The organism is Frigoribacterium sp. VKM Ac-1396 (assembly GCF_015350895.1).
In the GTDB taxonomy this organism is placed as follows: domain Bacteria; phylum Actinomycetota; class Actinomycetes; order Actinomycetales; family Microbacteriaceae; genus Frigoribacterium.
In genome coordinates this window covers 1,224,279-1,241,183 of record NZ_JADKSD010000001.1, presented here as the reverse complement: position 1 = coordinate 1,241,183, position 16,905 = coordinate 1,224,279, and the positions used below count along the sequence as shown (strand labels likewise).

Sequence of the window (16,905 nt, the reverse complement as noted above, 5' to 3'; positions counted from 1 at the left end):
GGGCCGTGCCCGGCGGCTGGTGGCGTCTACGCGTCCGGCGCGAGGAAGGCGGCGGCCGCGCGTGACAGGTAGGCCGGGTCGTCGGCGCCGCAGAGCTCGCGGGCCGAGTGCATGCCGAGCAGCGGGATGCCGACGTCGATCGTGCGGATGCCGAGCCGTGTCGCCGTGATCGGCCCGATGGTCGAGCCGCAGGGCACCGAGTTGTTCGAGACGAACTCCTGGAACGGCACGCCGGCCTGCTCGCACGCCCGGGACCACTCGGCCGCCCCGAGCCCGTCGGTGGCGTAACGCTGGTTCGCGTTGATCTTGAGCAGCGGCCCGCGGTTCACGACCGGCTGGTTGACCGGGTCGTGCCGGTCGGGGTAGTTCGGGTGCACGGCGTGCCCGGCGTCTGCGCTCAGGCACCACGAGCCGGCGAGGGCGCGGCGGTGGTCGGTGGTCGTCGCGCCGAGGCCGGCCGAGACCCTCGCCAGCACGTCCTCGAGCAGCGGCCCTGCGGCACCCGACGGCGTGGCCGAACCCACTTCTTCGTGGTCGAACGCCGCGAACACGGCGACGTGGTCGAGCTCGACGCCCGACGTCGCGGTCTCGACCAGTGCGACGAGACCCGCGTGGGTCGACGACAGGTTGTCCATGCGGCCGGCGGCGAACAGCTCGCCCGAGAGCCCCAGGACCGCAGGAGGTGCGGTGTCGGCCACGACCACGTCGTACCCGGTCACGTCGGCTCCCGTCAGCCCGGCCAGGCCGGCGAGGTGGTCGAGGACGTCGGCCTCGTCGAGCGGCCCCGCCCCGACCACGGGGTTCAGGTGTCGCTGGGGGTCGAGCTTCAGGCCCTCGGCGTTGACCCCGCGGTCGAGGTGGACGGCCAGCTGCGGGAAGCGCAGCAGCGGCCCCGTCCGCACCAGGTGCGTCTCGCCGCTGCGGGTGACCAGCCGACCGGCGAACTCGAGGTCGCGGTCGAGCCACGAGTTGAACAGCGGCCCGCCGTAGACCTCGACGCCGGCCTGCAGCCACCCGCGGGTGCCGGTGGTCGGCTTGGGCTTCAGCTTGAAGCCGGGGGAGTCGGTGTGCGCCCCGACCACGCGGAACGGCGTCGTGGCCGTCGCGGTGGCCGGTTCGATCCAGGCGATGACCGCACCGTCGCGCACGACGTAACGTCGACCCGGGCCGGTGGGCCACTCCGCGGTCTCGTCGAGGGCGGTGAATCCGGCGTCGTCGAGCCGGCGGGCGGCCTCGGCTGCGGCGTGGAAGGACGAGGGCGAGGCCTGGATGAACCGGGCGAAGTCGTCGAGGTGGGGGCGCGTGTCAGTCATCCCCACCAGCATGCACCACCCCGTCGCCGCCCAGACCCCACGAAGCCGCCGAGACCCCGGCGCGCGCACAGGGGTCTCGGCGATTTCCAGGGGTCTCACACCGGGGTCAGCGGCCGCCGCTGCCGCCGCGGTTCGCGCCGATGTCGCCACGGTGGGCGTTCGCCTCGGGGTCGGCCGAGTGCGGGTCCTCGTCGTCGAGCGCGAGCGCGGCGTCCTGCTCGCCCGAGACGCCCCCGGGGCTGACAGCGACGTAGCCGTCCTCGCCCGAGTGGCTGCCGCCGAGCGGCTGCGTGACGTCGCCGTCGGGCGTCGCGTCGTCCGCGCCGGCGGGCTCGCCCTGGGTGTCGGTCGGGCCCGACGGGTGGGCGGCCCGGTGCGTCTCGATCGCGGCGGCCTCGACGGCCGCCTGGTCGAGCGCGTCGCCGTGGCCGAGTTCGTCGGCCGGATCGTGCGGGTCGGGATTCGTGCGGGCCTCGCTCATCGTGAGTCCTCTCGTGGTGGGCCTCCGAGGTTAGGCGCAGCGCGCCTCCTCGTCCGGTCGGGGGCGACGGCTCGGGCGGCACCCGTCGAGCAGGCAGCCCGAGTCACGACGGGCGGTGCGGCGCACGTCACGGCGCGGTCGGCAGCACCGCGGCCCAGAGGTGGAACAGGGCGTAGGCGCGCCACGGCGACCAGGCCGCGCCGGCGACCTCGGCCTGCTTCGTCGTGAGGCCGCCCATCACGCGGCGCAGCACGAGGTCGCCCGCGGGCCAGGCGTCGCGGTCGCCGAGGGCGCGGACGGCGAGGTACTCCACGGTCCACGGGCCGATGCCCGGCACGGCGAGCAGGCGTCGGCGCGCGTCGGCGTGGTCGACGTCGGGCGCGATCACGAGGCCTCCGGCGACGACCTCGGCCAGGGCGTGGATCGTGCGCGCCCGGCTGTTCGTCACCCCGACGGCCGCCCGCAGCTCGTCGACGTCGGCGGCCGCCAGCCGGTCGGCCCGGGGGAACCTCGTGAGGCCCGTCCCCGCGATCGGCTCGCCGTAGGCCGCGACGAGCCGGCCGGTGAAGGTGCGGGCCGCGGCGAGCGAGACCTGCTGCCCCAGCACGGTCATGACGGACGTCTCGAACCCGTCGGGGTTGCCCGTCACGCGGATGCCCGGCCGCGCCGCGACGAGCGGACCGAGTACCGGGTCGTCGGCGAAGCCCCGCTCGACGTCGTCGAGGTCGGCGTCGAGGTCGAGCCAGTCGCGGACGACCCGTGACGCCTCGTCGGCCGTCGCCTCCGTCGGCAGCACGCCGTCGGGCCCGGTCACCGTCACGTCGACCCTGGTCGACGCGAACGACAGGTCGAGCCGGTAGGAGGCGCGCGCGGTCCCCGAGCCCAGCTCGACCAGTCGCGCGTGCGTCGCCGCACCGATGTCGGTGGCTTCGGTCCCCGGCACGCTGTGCGCGGCCAGCAACCCCACGGCGTGCGCGTGGTCCCAGGCGCCGACGGGTTCGACCGTGAACCGCGAGGCCGGCGTGCCGCGCGGCGGCACCGCCTCGGGCGAGTCCGTCGTCACGACCCGGCCGCCCGGCCGCCGCCGGCCACCCGGCCACCGCCGTCCGCAGCACCGCCGCCCGCCACGGGTCGACCGTCGTCACCCCACACCCCGGACGACCCGCGACGGTGGCTGTCGACGAGGTGCGTGTCGACGACCCCGGCGGCCTCCATCAGCGCGTGCATGGTGGTCGGCCCCACGAAGGTGAACCCCTTCGCCTTGAGGGCCTTCGACAGGGCGATCGACTCGAGCGAGGTCGTCGGCACCTCGGCCATCGTGCGCGGCCGGGGGGTCTCGGCCGGCCGGAACGACCAGACGAGGTCGACGAGACCGCCGTCCGCCCGCAGGTCGAGCGTCGCCCGGGCGTTGCGGATCGTCGCGTCGACCTTGAGCCGGTTGCGCACGATGCCCGCGTCGGCCATCAGCCGGGCCCGGTCGTCGTCGTCGAAACGCGAGACGACCTCGGGGTCGAAGTCGGCGAACGCGGCCCGGAAGGCAGGGCGCTTGCGCAGGATCGTCGCCCACGACAGCCCCGACTGGAACGCCTCGAGGCTCAACCGCTCGAACAGGCCCCGCTCGTCGCGGACCGGCAGGCCCCACTCGGTGTCGTAGTAGTCGCGCAGCAGCGGGTCGGTCGACGCCCAGACCGGGCGGGCCAACCCGTCGTCGCCGACCACGACGCCCGCGCCCGCGAGGCCGGTGCCGGTGCCCGGCTTGGTGCCGGCGTCACCCCCCGACGCGACGTCGCTCACGCGCGTGCCTCGAGCTCGATCAGGATCTGCTTCGCCGCCATGCCCCCACGGTAGTTGCCCGCCGTCCCGTCGCTCCGCACCACCCGGTGGCAGGGCACGACGACCGGCAGCGGGTTGGTCGCGCACGCCGTGCCCACCGCCCGCACCGCCCTCGGGCTGCCCGACGCGAGGGCGACGGCCGCGTAGCTCGCCGTCGAGCCGTAGCCGATGTCGGGCAGGTGCTCGAGCACGGTCCGCTGGAACCCCTTCGACAGCCGCCGGTCGAGCGGCAGGTCGAACGATCGGCGCTCGCCGCGGAAGTACTCGTCGAGCTCTCGTGCCGCGGCGTCGAGCCGGGACGGTGCCTCGACGAGGCGCGGGCTGACGGTCGCGGCGAGACGGTCGAGCACCGACTCGTGGCCCTCGAGCTCGAAGGCCACCCGCAGCACCCCGACGTCGGTCGCGCAGACGAGCAGTCGCCCCACCGGCGAGTCGAGGGTCCGGTAGGCGACGTCCACCGCCCCGGCGTCGAGCGCGGCCGCCGCGAAGCGGGCGTGCAGGGCGGCGAGGTGGCCGTCGGCCGGGTCGAGGCCGACCAGCAGGTCGCGCGTCGCGTCGGCGTCGGCGTCGGCGGGGGTGGCGGTCATCGGACGCCCTTCGGCTCGGAGGTCGGGGTCGGGGTCGGGGTGGAGGTGCGGGTCGCGCCACGGCCCCGACCTGCGGCCGGCGACGCCGCGGCCGGCGGTGCCGCGGCCGATGGACGGACGGCCGGTGGGCGGACGGTCGGGCCGCGCAGCAGGCGTCGCAGGGCGGCGATCCCGTCCGCGGAGGCCCGACGCGCCGCGTCCGCGCTGATGCCGGTCACCTCGGCGACCTCGCGGTGCGAGAGCCCGACGAGGTGGTGGTAGACCACGGCGCGTCGCTGCCCCGGCGGCAGGCCGCGGAGCGCCGCGTCGAGTTCGTCGGTGCGTGCGATCGCCTCGTCGTGAGGAGGCGCGGGCGGCGGTTCGGGCACCGTCTCGACCGGTCTCGGGTGCCGCTCCCGCGCCCGCAACACGTCGATCGCCTTGCGGTGCGCGACGGTCACCAGCCACGCCTCGACGTTCGTCGACGGGGGCAACGACGCGTAGGCGACGAGAGCCGCGACGAAGGTCTCGCTCCAGGCGTCGTCGGCGTCGTGCTCGTCGAGGACCGCCCGGCAGACGCGCCACACGGTGCGACCGTGCCGGGCCACCACGCGCTCGAAGGGTTCCACGTCAGAACAGCCGGCCGGTCTCGGGGCCCGACGGCTGGGCGGCCTCGAGCCCGAGCAAGAACCGCTTGCGGTCGAGGCCACCCGCGTAGCCGACGAGGGCCCCGCCCGACCCGACCACGCGGTGACAGGGCACGACGATGCTCAGCGGGTTCAGCCCGTTGGCGGCGCCGACCGCTCGGGCCAGCCCCACGCCGCCCAGCAAGGTGGCGAGCTGCCCGTAGCTGCGGGTCTCGCCGTAGGGGATGTCCCGCAGCAGCGCCCACACGCGGTGCGGGAAGTCGTTGCCACGAGGGGCCAGCGGCAGGTCGAAGGTGCGGCGTGCGCCGACGAAGTACTCGCCCAGCTGGCGGCGGACCTCGGCGAAGTCGCTCAGCCCGACGCCGTCGTACGAGACCGGCCCGAAACCCGACGGGTCGGGCAGGTGGCGGTGCTCGTCGAAGTAGACGCCGACGAGCCCCGTCTCGCCGCCCACGACGGTCAGCGAGCCGACGGTGTCGACGGTGGTGTGGACGCTCACGGTGCCCTCCTGGCTCTCGGCGATGGTACTCATCCCGTAGACGTCACCGGGCAGGCGGATGTGAGGTGACCGACCGAACCGGTCCGGATGATCCGACCCGGCCTCCGAACGGTTACCCTTGAACGCCCGGTCCGGGCACTCCACACTGTCGGGTGTGTGCGAGCGTCCGGGCCGGGTCTCGTCCGTCCCCGGTGTCGACGACCGCCGCGCGCGGCGTCACGGCCTCAGCGACGCGTCTCGAACGCGCTCTCGCCCACCGGCTCGATCTCGCTCACGTCGACGCGGTGGACCCGTGCCCCGCGGGGCCCCTCGCGCAGCCACTCGAGCAGCAGCGCCACGCGGTCGGGTCGCCCCTCGACCTCGACCTCGACGGTCCCGTCGGGCCGGTTGCGGACGAACCCGCCGACCTCGAGCCGGTCGGCCTCGCCCTCGGTCGAGAAACGGAAACCCACGCCCTGCACCGAGCCGTGCACGAGGGCCTGGCGTCTGATCACGTCGTCCATCGCTCGACCGTACCCGCGCCTCCTCGGCCTGGCCCCCCACCCGTTCCGAGATCGCCCCGAACCGCCGAGTGGACGGGACACCACGACCTGCCGCGGTGTCCCGTCCACTCGACGGTGTGGTGCCGGCGGCCTACTTGTCGACCGTCGACATGTCGGCGTAGCGGGCGCCCTGCGGTGCCGCCACGTCGTCGAGCTGGTGCATCTGCTCGGCGTCGAGCACGACGTCGTCGGCGGCGACGTTCTCGTCGAGGTAGGCACGCCGCTTGGTACCGGGGATCGGGACGATGCCCTCGCCCTTCGCGAGCAGCCAGGCGAGCGCGACCTGCCCGGGCGTGGCGCCGACGGCCCGGGCGACCTCGTCGACCTGCTGCACGATGCGGACGTTGGCCTGCAGGTTGTCACCCGAGAACCTCGGCGCGAAGCGACGGAAGTCGTCCTCGGCGAGCTCGTCGACCGAGCGGATGGTGCCGGTGAGGAACCCCCGGCCGAGCGGCGAGTACGGCACGAAGCCGATGCCGAGCTCACGGACCGTGGGCAGGATCTCGGCCTCGGGTTCGCGGCTCCAGAGCGACCACTCGGTCTGCAGGGCGGTGATCGGGTGCGTGGCGTGCGCGCGGCGGATGGTCTCGGGAGCGGCCTCGGACAGCCCGAGGTACCGCACCTTGCCGGCGGTGACGAGTTCGCCCATCGCGCCGACGGTCTCCTCGATCGGCACCTGGGGGTCGACCCGGTGCTGGTAGTAGACGTCGATGTGGTCGATGCCGAGGCGCTTCAGCGAGCCGTCCACCGAGCGGCGCACGTACTCGGGTCGGCCGTCGACGGCACGCTCCGCGCGCGCCTCGGGGTCGGTGACGTTGCCGAACTTCGTGGCGACGACGGCCTGGTCGCGACGCCCCTTGAGGGCGCGGCCGAGCAACTGCTCGTTCGTGTGCGGGCCGTACATGTCGGCGGTGTCGAGCAGGGTGACGCCGACGTCGAGCGCGCGGTGGATGACGCGCACCGACTCGTCGTCGTCGGTGCTGTTGCCGGTGTAGAAGGCGGACATGCCCATGAGGCCGAGGCCGAGACGGCCGACGGCGAGTCCGCCGTCGACCTGGCCGAGTGTGGTGTTCTTCATGGCCCGAGCCAACTCCCTCGCACCGGTCGACGACCCAGGCCCGACGACCCGTGGCGCGAGGGCGCCCGGACCGCAGGAGGCGCGGTGCCCGTCGAACGGACACCGCGCCTCCTCTGCCTCGTGGGGTCAGGCCCCGGGGGCCGCCGCGGTCAGCGGCGCCCCGCCCGGCGACGGGTGACGGCCGAGCCGGTGACGAGCGCGAGGCCGAGGGCCAGGGCGGCCGCCGCGACGCCGAGCGGCAGGCCCGGCTCGCTGCCCGTGTAGGCGAGCGGTCGGCCCGAGCCGCCGGTGCCCGTGCCGCCCGTGCCCTGGCCGCCAGCTGCCGGCACGACGGGAGCCGGCGTGACGGTCGGGTCGGGGGTCGGCTCGGGGTCGGGTACCGGAGTCACCACGGGAGGCGCGGCGAGGGTGATGGTGGGGACGGTCCCGTCGGCGAACGGAGCCGTGAACGTGCCCACCACCTCGCCGTCGAGGACGACCCCGTAGCCGGTCCCGGGGACGAGGCCCTCGGCACGGTAGACGCCGGCCGCGTCGGTCACCGGGGTGGCGACGGGCTCCGGCTCGGTGGCATCGGCCTCGATCACCTGCAACTGCAGTCCCGCGGCGGACGTGCCGTCGGAGTTCACGACGGTGCCCTCGACCGACACGGTCGCAGGGGCCGCGATCTCGATCGGAGGGATGATGCCGCTCGTGGCGGGGGCGGTGATGGTGACGGCCGAGTCGACGTCCTCGTTCAGGACGACGTCGTACTCCTCACCGGGGACGAGACCGCCGGCGGTGAAGCCACCGGTCGCGTCGGTCTCGACGCTGGCGACGGGCGTGGTCTCGCCGACCGGCACGATGTCCACGATCGAGCCCTCGGTCGGGGCGGAACCGTCGGGCTCGACGATGTTCGTGGTGATCTCGACGGTCGCCGGCAGGACGATGTCGGCTCCCGTGGTGGTGGTGATGGGGCCTCGGGCGATGCCGGTCACCTCGTCGACCACGCTGTAGTCGACGGCCGGGTCGAGGCCCTCGAAGGTGACGGAGCCGTCGGCACCGGTCGTCCCGCTCGCGACGGGGTCGAGCTGGCCGGGGACGACGATGCTCACGGGGCGGTCGGCGACCGGCGTGCCGTCGGCCTCCTGGACCGTGACGGTCAAGGGAGCGGTCGCGGCCGGGGCCGGGGCGCCCGTGAAGGCGAAGTCCAGGCCCGGCGAGTCGTCGTCGGTGATCGTGAAGGGCACGGCGGGCAGGGCGGTCGCCCCGTCCGGCGGGGTCACGCTGACCTCGTACGGGGTGCCCGAGACGAGGCCGGCGACCGACCAGCTGCCGTCGGGCCCGACCGTGGTGGTCGTCCCGACGGTCTCTCCGGTGGCCGGGTCGACGACCGTCACGACGGCACCCGGGTAGGCCGCGTCGTCGTTGGTCACGACACCGCTCGCCGTGAACGTCTTGGTCACGAACCAGGTCTGGTACACCGGGAACCCGGCCCGCTGCTGGTACGTGAAGGTGAGCGTCGTCAGCGGCACGGTGGGGCTGAACCACGCGGCGGCGCCTTCGGTGTCGGCTGCAGCCGCGTTGCCGGTCAGCACGCCCGTCGTGGCGTTCCACGAGGGCACGTCGCGCAGGCCGGCCGCGTCGCACGACGGGCCGCCGGCGGTGCGGCAGTAGTTGTAGGTGCTCTGGAACCCGAGGGTGTCGGCCGGCACGGCCGCACCGTCGGCGCCGGTGGCCGACACGGTGACCTGGTCGGCGTCGACGTCGCCCAGCACGAACGACCAGTCGCTCGCGGGGGTGGCGCGGTCGAAGGTGTACGTCGTCACCGACGCGGCGGCAGCCGTGGGGGAGTCCTGCGTGGGGCGGAGGTTGAGGTACGGGCGTCCTCGGCTCGAGTCGTACTCGGCGCCGACGGGCGTGCCCGTGCCCTGCCAGGTGCTCGACCCGCTGGGGATCGTCGCCTGGCGCGAGGTCGAGGTGAACGTCGCCTGGGGGAAGTCCCCCGGCAGCGTCATCGTGCCGGTGTAGGCCCGAGCCGTCCCGTCGACGGTGAAGTCGGCCCAGCCGACCGTTCCCGGACCGGCGGCGGAGGCGCTCGTCGCGCCTCCGAGTGCCAGGGCACCGGCCATGACGACCGTCACCCCCGTCGCCGCCCACGCCCTGATGCGCCTGTCGACCATGTCGTCGTCCCTCTGGGCCCACCCCTGACGCGGGCCACGGCTCCGAGGTTATGTCAGCTGTGGGCTTCCTGTCACTCCCGGTCCGTCACACGACGAAGGGGCGCCGCCTCGCGACCGGTCGGACCGGCGTCGAGGGCGGCGCCCCTTCGGGGACGTCGTGCGTCAGCGCTTCTTGACGTTCGAGACGATGTCTTCCGAGTGGCTGCCCGTCGCTCCCTTGGCCTTCTTGTCGGCGCGCTTCTCCTTCAAGGAGCGCACAGCCACCTTCGCGGTGCCTTTTTTCGCTGATTTCTCTGCCATGGTGGTGCCTCCGTCGCGGACCGCGATGATCCGGTCCGCCCGAGGCTACGGTGCGGTGGGCCCGGTGTCTGTAGCGGCACCGATCTTCACGGCTCCTACACTGCGGGCATGTCCGGTCACGGCTCGTCCACCCCCGACGTGCCCCACGACGCGTCCGCCGACCCCGCCGCGTCGGCCGCCCTCGCGCGGGCCCGGGCGGCGGCGCAACGCCTCGGCGCCCCCGGGCACGCGACCGTCGCCGAGGCGGCCGCCGCGATGCTCGGCACGCAGGCGCAGGACTTCGCGGGCGGCCTGTTCGCCCTCGGCCTCCGGACCCCGGGCTCCCGTGAAGCGGACGTGCGTGCGGCCCTCGAGCGCCGCGAGGTGGTCCGCACCTGGCCCGCCCGGGGCACGCTGATGTTCGTGGCCGCCCACGACGTCCGCTGGGTGACCGCGTTGCTCGCGCCCCGCTCGCTGCAGGCCTCGCAGGGGCTCTGGCGACGCGTCTGCCTCGAGCCCGCCGACTTCGGGGCGGCACGGGAGGCGATGCTCGCCGCGCTCACCGGGCGGGCGCCGGCGTCACGACCCGACCTGCTCCGGGCGATCTCGGAGGCCGGCGTCGGCACGGCGGGCGAACGGGGCTCGCACCTGCTGCGGTGGCTCGCCGGCACGGGCGTGATCGTCTTCGGCGCCCCGCGCGGCACCGAGCAGACCTTCGCCCTGCTCGACGAGTGGGTGCCGGACGCCCGTCGCATCGACGACAGGGACGAGGCCCTCGCCGAGTACGCCCACCGGTACCTCGCGCATCGTGGGCCGGCCACCGCGCGCGACCTGGCCTGGTGGGGCGGCCTCACCCTCGCCGAGGCCCGACGGGCGGTCGACCTCGCGGCCGACGTCGAGCGGACCACCGTCGGCGGCGTCGAGCACCTGACCTGGGGCGACGCGGGGGCGGTGCCGTCCGCGCGCGACGAGCCGCGCCTCCTGCCCCCGTTCGACGAGCTGCTGCTCGGCTACGGCGACCGGTCCGCCTCGCTCCGGGCGTCCGACGTCGCCCGCCTGGTGCCCGCGTCGAACGGGCTGTTCCTGCCGGCGGTCGTCGTCGACGGCCGCGTCGTCGGCACCTGGCGTCGCACCCTGACGCGTCACACGGTCGCGGTCGAGCTCGACGCCTGGGTACCGTGGGGCGTCCGCACACGCCGACGCCTCGAGCGACGAGTGGCGGAGTACGCCGACTTCGTCGGCCGCGACCTCGCCCCCACCTCCCGCCCGACCCCGACGACACGCCGAGACGACAGGCCCCGATGACCCCCGCGCCCACCTCGACCCCGGTCGCCCCGACGCGCAGCGAGCGCCTCGACGAGCTGCCGTTCACCTCGAAGCACCGCCGTCTGCTCGCCGGCTCGGGCATCGGCTGGGCGCTCGACGCCCTCGACGTCGGGCTGCTCTCGTTCGTCATCGCCCAGCTGGCGACCGTGTGGAGCGACCAGGCCGGCCAGCTCGCCTGGGTCGCTTCGGCGGGCTTCGCGGGCATGGCGATCGGCGCGGCGCTCGGCGGTTCGCTGGCGGACCGGATGGGTCGCAAGACCGTCTTCGCCCTGACCCTGCTGCTCTACGGACTCGCCACCGGGCTGTCGGCGCTGTCGTGGTCAGTGGGCGTGCTGCTCGTGCTGCGGTTCGTGGTCGGCCTCGGGCTCGGGTCCGAGCTGCCGGTGGCGTCGACCCTGGTCAGCGAGTTCTCGCCGAGGCGCATCCGCGGGCGGGTCGTCGTGCTGCTCGAGGCGTTCTGGGCCGTCGGCTCGATCGCGGCCGCGCTCGTCGGCTACCTCGTGATCCCGACGAGCGACGACGGCTGGCGCTGGGCCCTGCTGATTGGTGCGGCACCGGCGCTCTACGCCGTCTTCGTGCGGCTCAAGATGCCCGAGTCCGTGCGGTTCCTCGAGTCCCGGGGGCGCCACGACGAGGCCGAGCGCACCGTCCGCGCCTTCGAGGAGGCCGCCGGCGTCGCCGCCCCGACCGCCCCGGCCGAGGAGGCGCGGGTCGTCGAGAAGCCGGCCCGCGCCTCCGTCGGTCGGTTGTTCGGTGCCGGCATGACGCGTCGCACGGTCGCGATCTGGGTCGTCTGGTTCATGACCAACTTCTCGTACTACGGCGCCTTCGTCTGGTTGCCGTCGCTGCTCGTGGCCGCCGGGTTCCCGCTCGTGCGGTCGTTCGAGTACGTCCTGATCATCACGCTGGCACAGCTGCCGGGCTACGCGGCCTCGGCCTGGCTGATCGAGCGGTGGGGCCGCCGGGGCACGCTCGCGACGTTCTTGCTCGGGTCGGCCGTCGCGGCCGTGGCTTTCGGCTTCGGTGCCGTCAGCGGCAGCGTCGCGCAGATCCTCGTCGCCGGCATGGCCCTGTCGTTCTTCAACCTCGGCGCGTGGGGCGCGCTCTACGCCGTGACGCCCGAGCTCTACCCGACGGCGTTGCGGGGCACGGGGGCGGGCTGGGCCGCGGGGGTGGGTCGCATCGCCTCGATCGCGGCCCCGCTGTCGGTGCCGCCGCTGATCACCCTCGGCGGCCCGCCCACCCTGTTCGTCGTGTTCGGCGCGGTCTTCGTCGTGGGGGCCGTCGCGGCGACCCTGCTGCCCGAGCTCCGCGGCACGCGGCTCGCCGAGTGAGCGCGCGTCGACCCGGGCGGCCGACCAGCCGCCGCATGACGCCGCGACGACTGGCCTGGCTCGTCGTGGTGCTGGTGGCGGGGGCCGTCCTGGTGGCGTTCCCGCGCCTCCTCGGTGGCGAGGCGGGCGGCGGCGCCGGTGACGCAGGCGCAGGAGGCGCGGGTGCGGCCCCCGTGCCCACGAGCGTCCCGGCCGGCAGCGTCGAGGCCGTGGTCGACCGCGTGGTCGACGGCGACACCGTGGTCGTCACGGTGGCGGGGCAGCGCGAGCGCATCCGCCTGATCGGCGTCGACACCCCCGAGACGGTGAAGCCCGACGCCCCGGTCGACTGCTTCGGCCCCGAGGCGAGTTCGTTCACGACGTCCGCCCTGCCCGAGGGGGCGACCGTCTGGCTCGAGGCCGACGCCTCGCAGGGGGACGCCGACCGCTACGACCGACTGCTGCGCTACGTCTGGTCGCCCGACGGCACGATGCTGAACGAGCGGCTCGTCGCCGGTGGGTACGGGCGCGAGGACACCTACGACGACGCCTACCGCTACCGCGACCGGTTCGTCGCGGCCGAGGCGTCGGCCGAGGCCTCGCGCACCGGGCTCTGGGGCGCCTGCGGCTGACGGGACGGCCGGCGACCCGGCCACCAGAACGCGTCCCCGGTGAGGAACACCAGAGCGGGCACGAGCACGGTCCGGACCACGAGGGTGTCGAGCAACACGCCGATGCAGACGATCACGCCGACCTGCGTCAGCGCCACGACCGGCAGCACGCCGAGCACGGCGAAGACGGCCGCGAGCAGCACCCCCGCGCTCGTGATGACGGCGCCCGTCGACGAGAGGGCCCGCACCATGCCCTCACGGGTGCCGTGGACGAGGCCCTCCTCGCGGGCCCGCGTGGTGAGGAAGATGTTGTAGTCCACCCCGAGCGCGACCAGGAACAAGAAGGCGTACAGCGTCACCGCCGTGTCGACCGCCGGGAACCCCAGCACGTTCTGGAACAGCCAGGTCGACGCCCCGAGGCTCGCGAAGAACGTCGCGAGCACCGAGGCGATCAGCAGCACGGGGGCCACCAGCGACCGCAGCAGCAGGGCCAGGATCGCGAAGACGATCGCGAGGATGATCGGCGCGATCAGGTCGACGTCGGCCTGCGCCGCGACCTTGGTGTCGTAGGCCGTGGCGTCGCTGCCGCCGACGAGTGCGTCGGCGAGTCGCCCACCGGCGTCGGCGTACCCGGTGCGCAGGCGCTCGATCGTCGCGAACGCGGCGTCGCTCTCGGGCTCGGCGGACAGCTGCAGGTCGACGCGGGTCAGCCCGCCGGCGGTCTCACCGGCCGTGGCCGTGTCGACGCCCTCGGTGCCGGACGCCAGGGCGGTCGCCTCGTCGGCGACGGCCGAGGGAGCGAGCACGGTCGTCCTGCTGGTCAGGCCCGCCGAGAACGACTCGTCGATCACCCGCTGCGCGACGACCGAGTCGGGGTCGCCGAGCAGCTGGTCGGTCTGCGAGAGGCCGACGGCGTACCCGCTCAGGCCGAGGCACAGCACCCCGACGCCCGCGACGGCCGACACGGCCACGATCGCCGGACGACGTCGGACGCCGCGCCCGAGGCGGTCCCAGAACCCGCGCCGCGGTGCCGCGTGGTGGGGCGCGCCTCCTGCGGTGGCGTGGGGCGTCCGGTCCGCGTCGGCCGCGTCGCCCGCGTCGGCCGCCTCGGACGAGGAGGCGCGGGGCACGAAAGGCCAGAACAGCCCGCGACCGCAGACCACGAGTGCCGCCGGCAGCGCGACCAGGGCGAAGACGATCGCGACGACGACGCCCACGGCGCAGGCCAGCCCGAGGGCGCGGTTGCCCGAGAGGGAGGCCAGCAGCAGGGTCAGGAGGCTGAGCGCTACCGTGCCGCCGCTGGCCGCGATGGCCGGGCCTGCGCTCGTCATGGCCGTGCGCATGGCTCGGTGGCGGTCGGGCTGACGCAGCAGTTCTTCGCGGTACCGGGCCACGAGCAGCAGGGCGTAGTTGGTGCCGGCGCCGAACACGAGCACCGAGAGGATGCCCGAGATCGAGGCGTCGAGCGAGATGCCGAGGGGCTCAGCCACCGCGGCGGCGACGCGACCGGCCAGGGCGTCGGCCGCGCCGACCACAACGAGCGGCACGATCCAGAGCACCGGGCTGCGGTAGGTGACGATCAACAGCACGGCCACGACGACGACGGTCACGAGCAACAGTCGGACGTCCGCCCCGGCGAACGAGTTCGCGACGTCGTCCTGGAACCCGACCGGGCCGGTGAGCAGGGCGTCGAGCCCCGAGGGCAGGTCGGCCGAGGCGGCGTCACGGAGGGCCGTGGCGGTGCCCGCGACGTCGTCGTCGGTCGTCGCGGCGTCGAGCGGGACGGCGACGAGCGCCGCCGTGCCGTCGTCGCTGACCTGAGGCGTGACGGCCCGGGGCGTGGTGGACAGCTCGGCCAGGGCGGCGGCCCGCCCGTCGACGGCGGAGAGGTCGGCGGCGTCGAGGCGCTCGCCGCCGTGGGTGAAGACCACGATGCCGACGGTCGTGTCGGCACTCGGGAACTGCCTGAGCAACTCGGTCACCTCGGCCGACTGGCTCGTGTCGGGGACGCCCGACGGCGGCGCGGCGTCGCCCTCGCTCGTCGGCAGGACGGCGAAGAGCAGGGTGACGGCCACGGCCGTGGCCGCGAGCACGGCCCAGGCGGTGCGGTGGCCGCTGACGATGCGGGCGAGGGTGCGCATGGTGATCCTTCAGTTGCTGAATGTCTTAGGAGCTAAGAGTATTGCAGATCACCGGGGCATCCACCAGAATCGTGGGGCAGGAGGTCCCATGCCCACCCCGACAGACCCGGCTCCCACGGCCGCGACCGCTCGTCCCGCCCGCTCTCCGCAGGCCGACGAGATCGTCACCCACATGCAGCGCCTGACCACCGAGTCGCAGAAGGTCGCCCAGGCCTTCGCCGCGCAGCACGGCCTCGGCCACATCGACCTCGAGGCGTTGCTGCACGTCATGCAGGCCGAACGCGACGGCGACCCCGTGACGGCCGGGGGGCTCGGCGAGTTGCTCGGCGTCACCTCGGGCGCGGCCACCGGCGTGATCGACCGGCTCGAGAAGGTCGGCCACGTTCAACGCGGCCGCGACGACGCCGACCGGCGTCGGGTGCTCGTGCGGTACTCGGACCGCGCCCGCGAGGTCGCGGGGGCCTTCTTCGGACCGCTCGGGGTGATGAGCGACCGCGTCATGTCCGGGTTCGACGAGGGCGAGCTCGAGACCGTCCGGCGGTTCCTCGAGGGGATGTCGGGCGCGATGGCCGAGCGGGCACGCGAGGTGGGGCGTCCCGACTGAGGCGACCCGCGCCTCCTCGGCGTCCCCGGCCCCTGACCGTCGGCGGCAGCGGGTACCGTGGTCGCGTACCCGGAAGGCAGGTGGCACGTGACCGACCACGTCTCGGCTCTCGATCTCTTCTCGATCGGCATCGGGCCGTCGAGCTCGCACACGGTCGGCCCCATGCGGGCCGCCCGCGAGTTCCTGCTCGGCGTCGAGGCCGGGGGTCACCTGGCCGACGTCACCCGCGTCGAGGCCGTGCTCTACGGCTCGCTCGCCGCCACGGGCCTCGGCCACGGCACCCCCTCGGCCGTGCTCGCCGGGCTCGCGGGCATGCAGCCCGAGACGTGCGACCCGCAGGTCGTCTCGGGCATGCAGCAGGCGGTCGAGCTGGGGGGCGGCCTGCGGCTGCTCGGTCGTCACCAGATCGCCTTCGCCCCGAACGACCTGCGCATGGCGCCGCTCACCCGCATGCCACGCCACCCCAACGCGATGAGCGTCGAGGCCTACGACGCCGCGGGCGACAGCCTGGCCCGCGAGGTCTACTTCTCGGTCGGCGGCGGCTTCGTCGTGCGCGACGGCGACGACGAGCAGGCCGTGCCCACCGCCGAGGCGCCCTTCGCCTTCACCGACGCCGACGACCTGCTGCGCCTCTGCGACGCCGAGGGCGTATCGATCGCCGAGCTCGCCTGGCGCAACGAGGTCGCGCTGCACGGCGAGGCCGCCGCCGCGGCGGGCCTCGACGACCGCTGGTCCGCGATGCGCGCCTGCGTCGACGCCGGGCTCGAGGCCACCGGCGTCCTGCCGGGCTGGATGAAGGTGCCCCGTCGCGCCCGGCAGTTCGCCACCATGCTGCGTCAGCAAGACGAGCGGGCGACCGCCTTCGCGCTCGGTGGCTCCGCGATCGACCGGGGCCGCGCCTCCTCGCTGCTGGCCTCCGACCTGCCCGCTCAGTGGCTGCAGGCCTACGCCATGGCCGTGAACGAAGAGAACGCCGGCGGCGGACGCGTCGTCACGGCGCCGACCAACGGCGCCGCGGGCATCATCCCGGCCGTGGCCTACTACGCGATGAGGTTCCACGGGGCGACCGACGACGAGCTCGCCCGCACCTACCTGCTGACCGCCTCGGCGATCGGGTCGCTCTACAAGCGCAACGCCTCGATTTCGGGGGCCGAGGCCGGCTGCCAGGGCGAGGTCGGGTCGGCCGCGTCGATGGCCGCGGGCGCCCTGACGGCCCTTCTCGGCGGCACGCCCCGCCAGGTCGAGAACGCCGCCGAGATCGCCATGGAGCACCACCTCGGCCTCACCTGCGACCCCGTCGGGGGCTTCGTGCAGGTGCCGTGCATCGAGCGCAACGCCATCGCGGCGGGCACGGCGGTCGCCGCGACCCGCATGGCCCTGCTGGGCGACGGCAGCCACGTCGTCAGCCTCGACACCGTCATCGAGACGATGCGCCAGACCGGACGCGACATGAAGGACAGCTACAAAGAGACCAGCCGCGCCGGCCTCGCGGTCAACGTCATCGAGTGCTGAC

16 protein-coding genes are annotated in these 16,905 nt (G+C 74.5%); 5 read left to right on the top strand and 11 right to left on the bottom strand.

The window, feature by feature from the left end:
* Positions 1-26 precede the first annotated feature (26 nt).
* The 10 genes from ITJ55_RS05755 to ITJ55_RS05710 all read right to left on the bottom strand — a co-directional run bounded on the left by ITJ55_RS05755 (position 27) and on the right by ITJ55_RS05710 (position 9,118).
* A complete protein-coding gene (locus ITJ55_RS05755) occupies positions 27-1,313 on the bottom strand; it encodes a M18 family aminopeptidase (protein WP_194594446.1) in 1,287 nt (428 codons plus the stop codon).
* Between the two features lie 106 nt (positions 1,314-1,419).
* Entirely contained in the window at positions 1,420-1,794 is a 375-nt protein-coding gene (locus ITJ55_RS05750; RefSeq protein WP_194594445.1) for a hypothetical protein, read from the bottom strand.
* A gap of 127 nt (positions 1,795-1,921) precedes the next feature.
* Positions 1,922-2,857 (bottom strand): DNA-3-methyladenine glycosylase, encoded by a 936-nt coding sequence (locus tag ITJ55_RS16460; RefSeq protein WP_370544032.1) that lies wholly within the window; start codon positions 2,855-2,857, stop codon positions 1,922-1,924.
* On the bottom strand, positions 2,854-3,513 hold the full coding sequence (locus ITJ55_RS05740; protein ID WP_194594763.1) for a DNA-3-methyladenine glycosylase I: 660 nt from the start codon (positions 3,511-3,513) through the stop codon (positions 2,854-2,856). The genes ITJ55_RS16460 and ITJ55_RS05740 overlap by 4 nt, the downstream gene beginning before the upstream one ends.
* A gap of 71 nt (positions 3,514-3,584) precedes the next feature.
* Positions 3,585-4,214, bottom strand: coding sequence for a methylated-DNA--[protein]-cysteine S-methyltransferase (locus ITJ55_RS05735; RefSeq protein WP_194594444.1), 630 nt, complete (start codon positions 4,212-4,214; stop codon positions 3,585-3,587).
* Positions 4,211-4,822 carry a sigma-70 family RNA polymerase sigma factor gene (locus ITJ55_RS05730; RefSeq protein ID WP_194594443.1) on the bottom strand — a complete coding sequence of 204 codons (612 nt, stop codon included), beginning with the start codon at positions 4,820-4,822 and terminating at the stop codon, positions 4,211-4,213. Before ITJ55_RS05730 ends, ITJ55_RS05735 begins: the two co-directional genes overlap by 4 nt.
* Position 4,823: 1 nt before the next feature.
* Entirely contained in the window at positions 4,824-5,372 is a 549-nt protein-coding gene (locus ITJ55_RS05725; RefSeq protein WP_194594442.1) for a methylated-DNA--[protein]-cysteine S-methyltransferase, read from the bottom strand.
* A 191-nt stretch (positions 5,373-5,563) separates the two neighbouring features.
* A complete protein-coding gene (locus ITJ55_RS05720; RefSeq protein WP_194594441.1) occupies positions 5,564-5,842 on the bottom strand; it encodes an acylphosphatase in 279 nt (92 codons plus the stop codon).
* Positions 5,843-5,972: 130 nt separating this feature from the next.
* Positions 5,973-6,959: an aldo/keto reductase gene (locus ITJ55_RS05715; protein WP_194594440.1), complete on the bottom strand. Its 987-nt coding sequence runs from the start codon at positions 6,957-6,959 to the stop codon at positions 5,973-5,975.
* Between the two features lie 149 nt (positions 6,960-7,108).
* On the bottom strand, positions 7,109-9,118 hold the full coding sequence (locus ITJ55_RS05710) for a hypothetical protein (protein WP_194594439.1): 2,010 nt from the start codon (positions 9,116-9,118) through the stop codon (positions 7,109-7,111).
* 408 nt (positions 9,119-9,526) lie between these two features.
* Between ITJ55_RS05710 and ITJ55_RS05705 the strand changes: the two genes are divergently transcribed.
* The 3 genes from ITJ55_RS05705 to ITJ55_RS05695 are packed head-to-tail and all read left to right on the top strand — an operon-like array spanning position 9,527 to position 12,668.
* Entirely contained in the window at positions 9,527-10,702 is a 1,176-nt protein-coding gene (locus tag ITJ55_RS05705; RefSeq protein ID WP_194594438.1) for a winged helix DNA-binding domain-containing protein, read from the top strand.
* Entirely contained in the window at positions 10,699-12,057 is a 1,359-nt protein-coding gene (locus tag ITJ55_RS05700) for an MFS transporter (protein WP_194594437.1), read from the top strand. Before ITJ55_RS05705 ends, ITJ55_RS05700 begins: the two co-directional genes overlap by 4 nt.
* Before the next feature lie 35 nt (positions 12,058-12,092).
* Positions 12,093-12,668: a thermonuclease family protein gene (locus ITJ55_RS05695; RefSeq protein WP_194594436.1), complete on the top strand. Its 576-nt coding sequence runs from the start codon at positions 12,093-12,095 to the stop codon at positions 12,666-12,668.
* Here the strand turns inward: ITJ55_RS05695 and ITJ55_RS05690 are convergent.
* Positions 12,593-14,788: an MMPL family transporter gene (locus tag ITJ55_RS05690; RefSeq protein WP_194594435.1), complete on the bottom strand. Its 2,196-nt coding sequence runs from the start codon at positions 14,786-14,788 to the stop codon at positions 12,593-12,595. The two genes, ITJ55_RS05695 and ITJ55_RS05690, sit on opposite strands and share 76 nt — an antisense overlap.
* An 88-nt stretch (positions 14,789-14,876) precedes the next feature.
* Between ITJ55_RS05690 and ITJ55_RS05685 the strand changes: the two genes are divergently transcribed.
* Together ITJ55_RS05685 and ITJ55_RS05680 are read left to right on the top strand one after the other, a co-directional pair.
* Positions 14,877-15,392 (top strand): MarR family winged helix-turn-helix transcriptional regulator, encoded by a 516-nt coding sequence (locus ITJ55_RS05685; protein WP_194594434.1) that lies wholly within the window; start codon positions 14,877-14,879, stop codon positions 15,390-15,392.
* Between the two features lie 87 nt (positions 15,393-15,479).
* Entirely contained in the window at positions 15,480-16,904 is a 1,425-nt protein-coding gene (locus ITJ55_RS05680) for an L-serine ammonia-lyase (RefSeq protein ID WP_194594433.1), read from the top strand.
* The last annotated feature ends 1 nt before the right edge of the window (position 16,905 follow it).